This window comes from Enterobacter soli, assembly GCF_964208575.1.
GTDB classification, from domain to species: Bacteria; Pseudomonadota; Gammaproteobacteria; order Enterobacterales; family Enterobacteriaceae; genus Enterobacter; species Enterobacter soli_A.
Map to the genome: position 1 here is coordinate 1 of NZ_CAXOFU010000049.1, position 530 is coordinate 530.

The 530-nt window shown below is 52.3% G+C and carries 1 rRNA gene; it reads left to right on the top strand.

Annotation, left to right across the window (positions count from 1 at the left end):
- A 16S ribosomal RNA gene (locus tag AB6V08_RS23160) occupies positions 1–501 on the top strand; the annotation flags it as partial.
- Between the last annotated feature and the right edge of the window lie 29 nt (positions 502–530).

The following is a 530-nucleotide window of genomic DNA, read 5'->3' on the forward strand; positions in this document are numbered from 1 at the left end:
AGACAGGTGCTGCATGGCTGTCGTCAGCTCGTGTTGTGAAATGTTGGGTTAAGTCCCGCAACGAGCGCAACCCTTATCCTTTGTTGCCAGCGGTCCGGCCGGGAACTCAAAGGAGACTGCCAGTGATAAACTGGAGGAAGGTGGGGATGACGTCAAGTCATCATGGCCCTTACGAGTAGGGCTACACACGTGCTACAATGGCATATACAAAGAGAAGCGACCTCGCGAGAGCAAGCGGACCTCATAAAGTATGTCGTAGTCCGGATTGGAGTCTGCAACTCGACTCCATGAAGTCGGAATCGCTAGTAATCGTAGATCAGAATGCTACGGTGAATACGTTCCCGGGCCTTGTACACACCGCCCGTCACACCATGGGAGTGGGTTGCAAAAGAAGTAGGTAGCTTAACCTTCGGGAGGGCGCTTACCACTTTGTGATTCATGACTGGGGTGAAGTCGTAACAAGGTAACCGTAGGGGAACCTGCGGTTGGATCACCTCCTTACCTTAAAGAACCTGCCTTTGTAGTGCTCA